Genomic DNA, 3,661 nt, shown 5'->3' with positions numbered 1-3,661 from the left:
TGTTGTTTGCCTTCCCAAGGCGAGGGTCGCGGGTTCGAATCCCGTCTCGTGCTTGCTAAATCCCTTGATTTTCAAGGGATTTTTTGTTGTGCTGATATGTGTGACGTATGTGCAATAGTTTTTTTGTTCTTTTTCATGATATTTAGGTTCTCTTATTCCGTGTTTGGATCGTAAATATAGCTAAGAGTAGTCTTTTCATCGACCTGACCGAGGTTATCACGAATCATTTCAAGTGGCATTCCTGCTGTGCTCAATCGGCTTGTAGTAGTCCTTCTTGTGCAATGAGGACTTTTATATGTAACTCCTGCATCTCTGCAATACTTACTAAGCCAATAAGTTACTGCTCTTGCAGTTAGCCGCTCACCAATTCTTTCAAAGATAAATTACCACCAGGATTAAGCTCTTTGGTTTTTGTATGATTTCCTTTGCTGTATCAGTAAGAAGAATAAAGAAGGTCTACACAATTTAGGAAGTGTAGGAGATACATATTTATAAAAGGTGTACACAGATTATTGGGAAAATTTAGTTGTTTATTTTTGTCAATATGGTATTATGATTTTGTAACGAAGATTATTTATATAATACATGGGGGTAATGACCTTGAAAAAATTATTTATAGATTAATTTATAAGATTAAGAAAATTGGTTTATAGCAATCCAAGACCGCTTGACTTTACCAAGTGGAAATATCTTTTTGAGAATGGGAGCTGTGAGGATTTCCTTTCGGTTCTGTCCAGCTATCAAAATGAGGATGGCGGTTTTGGATACAACATTGAGTGTAATAATTGGAACCCTAATTCTTCCCCCTATACGGTATGCATAGCATTAGATTATTTGGACACGACAAGCGATTATGATAGCAGTACAAAAGATACGATTATAATGGGTATAATCAAATACCTTGCTTCCGGTATATACTTGTTGGAAAACGGCTGGGTGGGAATGCAAGAAATCCCCAGCAACAATGATTTCGCACATATGCCATGGTTTCATTTCGACCCAAAGAAAGCCACGGAAGCTGATATTGGAGTAACCAAGCGTCTTTCAGACTTTATACTCAAATATGCAGACGAAAGCAGTGATATCTACCACAAGGCAGTGGTTTTAAAAGACAAGTATAAGTTGAGTGGGCAAATTTTACTTAATGGTGTCCCGGATTATGATCCTGTATCTTTGGAAGTGAAATCGTTTGACCCTGTAACATGGCCCTTTTGGTTACCATTTCCTGTGTACTTTGTTGGTTCGCCAAATAGCAAGTATTATCCAGAACTTAAACATGTCGTGGATATAAATCTGGATTCGATTATTAATACACTGCAAAATACAAATGAGATTCAATTAGCACCAGAGGAAGACTTAAATGCATTTGAACAAAACAACCCGCACCCAGATGGCAAACGATGGTGTGTCGCTGAGCAAGCTATCGGAAATTATTATTGGGGTACTCATAATATTACATCCAATTTGGATATATTAAGGAAGTTTGATAGATTGGATTTTCATCTACCTATTCACACAAAATGAGCATAGTACGAAGCTTACGAATTCCAAGCTTGAATTTTCAAGTGCTTGGGGGTTTTTGTATTTCGTGTAATCACCAATACTCACAAAAAAACACAACAGAAAGGGAGTGAAAAACAAGGCTATACACAAATCGGAATTTGTCTTTATAAACAATATCGCATAATAATTTCTTCTTCTGTTTCCCCCATCACTTCGCCAATAGTTTCAAAACCAATTCTGTTATATAATCTGAATGCTGGATTTGACTTTTGAACAGACAGTGATACGCTAGAATACCCTTTTTCTTGTAGATTTTTTATCATTTCTTTCAATAAGGCTGTTCCTATTCCCTTACCACGATATGGTTCTTGTATAGCCAGTGCCAATGATGGAGTTTTATCATCAATATGTCCGTAATCATTCATAATTCTTGCCCATAACGCCCCAACAACTTCTTGATTTATTGTCACAACCAATCCATAATCGTCTTTTCTATTTCCAAAATTTTCGATGTAAACCTGCAATTCAGGAATGAGAATTATATCTTTAGATGGCTTGGACATTCCCTCGGGAATATAAATTGCTTCATAAATAAAGTCTTCAAGTAAGCCATATTCTTCTTTTTTTATTTCTCTTATTTCGTATTTCATTTGCTACCTCTATAACTTCCGATTGGATTTTCATAAAATTCATAACAGTTATCATCTATTATAAATTGTTATTAAAAATGTCGCAATCCCTTGATTTACCTAAATTTATACAAGGTGAACTTGCCCTAAAACTTTCCGTTGAGTTATATCCTTAAAATGACATGATTTAACCGTTTACTCGAAGAAATAACGAGTAACCGTTATCATGTCGGTGAAATTAGGTGTACACATTCTCATTAGTGTAGAGATTACACTTTCCTCCATAAGATTGACTGCACAAATCAAGAAACGTATAATGATGATAAACAAATTTAATTCTATACACATTAGAGGAGGATAGATTAATGAAATATAAACGTTTGCTTAAGCTCCATGCGATTCTGTAATAGGCAAATACGTGTGGAGTGTATATATAGATTTGCCAATTCATTCATGAATAGTACAGAATCCGCATTCTAAATAATTACTAGAATAAGGAGCAAGTACCGAATGAAATATTTAAATGCATTAAATGTTTTTCCAGATGAGTTACTGGTTGAAATTCGAAAATATATCCCAGAAGGCCTTTTATACATTCCAGGAATTAATATCCGAAAAGAATGGGGAAGCATTTCTGGTCAAAAATATGAATTAGCTAATAGAAACAGGTTAATCTATAAAGATTTTCAAAACGGAAAAACAGTTGTTGAAATATCAAAAGAGCATTATTTATCGGAAAGTTCCATTTATCGAATACTTAAAAATTATAAGTAATACTTGAATAGGGCATTTACAAAATTGAGTTACCTTACCACAAATATTCTCAATTTTGTGAAAGCTCTATTTTATTGTAATCTATTTAAAATGATTGTAATAATCTATATTCAGATTTTTATGATAGAATGGTGTTAGCAATAACAAGTTAATGGAGCCCAATAAAAGAATAGGGGGAACACACATGTTTCAGATAAGATACGTAGAGGAAGAAGATAAAGAATTTTGGTATACACTTGACAGGCACTTGCCAGAGACAGAATTTCTAAAAAAAGTTACTGATAAAAGAGGATATGTTATTCTAGATGAAGAGAAATCGATTGGGATATTGCACTTCAATATGTTTTGGGATAATACACCTTTCTTAACAATGATTTATATAGATTTTTCATATCATAAAAAAGGATATGGCCGAAAAGCTATGGAGTTTTGGGAAGATGAAATGTCTAAACAGGGCTATAAAATGATTATGACATCAACACAAGTTGATGAAAATGCGCAACATTTTTATCGTAAGCTTGGATATAAAGACTGTGGCTGTCTGGTGCTTGACATACCCGGTTTTGAACAGCCACTTGAAATGTTTATGTCAAAAGCCCTTTAGATATTTATTTATACAATCTTATGGACGATTGCAGTCAAAAAAATGATTCTTATCAAGAAAAAACCTAATCGCAAACCTTTACCAATTTGTGTGCATGGATTGGTTCGAATCTCGTCTCGCGCTTAATTAAAAACTGAGAGAAAACCTAGAT

The 3,661-nt window shown here is 34.1% G+C and carries 5 protein-coding genes; 3 read left to right on the top strand and 2 right to left on the bottom strand.

What is annotated here, in order from left to right; genetic code table 11:
* Positions 1-152 precede the first annotated feature (152 nt).
* Positions 153-368, bottom strand: coding sequence for a tyrosine-type recombinase/integrase (locus tag ACW2QF_RS18075; protein ID WP_455717413.1), 216 nt, complete (start codon positions 366-368; stop codon positions 153-155).
* A gap of 274 nt (positions 369-642) precedes the next feature.
* On the opposite strand from ACW2QF_RS18075, the gene ACW2QF_RS18070 reads away from it, so the two are divergent.
* Positions 643-1,524, top strand: a complete 882-nt coding sequence (locus ACW2QF_RS18070; RefSeq protein ID WP_455717412.1) for a hypothetical protein — start codon at positions 643-645, stop codon at positions 1,522-1,524.
* 143 nt (positions 1,525-1,667) lie between these two features.
* Here ACW2QF_RS18070 and ACW2QF_RS18065 read toward each other — a convergent pair whose 3' ends face one another.
* A complete protein-coding gene (locus ACW2QF_RS18065; RefSeq protein ID WP_455717411.1) occupies positions 1,668-2,153 on the bottom strand; it encodes a GNAT family N-acetyltransferase in 486 nt (161 codons plus the stop codon).
* 489 nt (positions 2,154-2,642) lie between these two features.
* Between ACW2QF_RS18065 and ACW2QF_RS18060 the strand changes: the two genes are divergently transcribed.
* Positions 2,643-2,906, top strand: coding sequence for a CD3324 family protein (locus ACW2QF_RS18060; RefSeq protein WP_455717410.1), 264 nt, complete (start codon positions 2,643-2,645; stop codon positions 2,904-2,906).
* A 184-nt stretch (positions 2,907-3,090) separates the two neighbouring features.
* On the top strand, positions 3,091-3,510 hold the full coding sequence (locus ACW2QF_RS18055; protein WP_455717409.1) for a GNAT family N-acetyltransferase: 420 nt from the start codon (positions 3,091-3,093) through the stop codon (positions 3,508-3,510).
* Positions 3,511-3,661 lie beyond the last annotated feature (151 nt).

The organism is Anaerosporobacter sp. (assembly GCF_965301125.1).
Note: the sequence above shows the minus strand (reverse complement) of the source record. Positions and strands in the feature narration are given on the sequence as shown.

Coding starts and splice junctions, on each gene's coding strand:
- ACW2QF_RS18065 (WP_455717411.1), bottom strand. CDS start 2,153: ATGAAATACGAAATAAGAGAAATAAAAAAAGAAGAATATGGCTTACTT.
- ACW2QF_RS18060 (WP_455717410.1), top strand. CDS start 2,643: ATGAAATATTTAAATGCATTAAATGTTTTTCCAGATGAGTTACTGGTT.
- ACW2QF_RS18055 (WP_455717409.1), top strand. CDS start 3,091: ATGTTTCAGATAAGATACGTAGAGGAAGAAGATAAAGAATTTTGGTAT.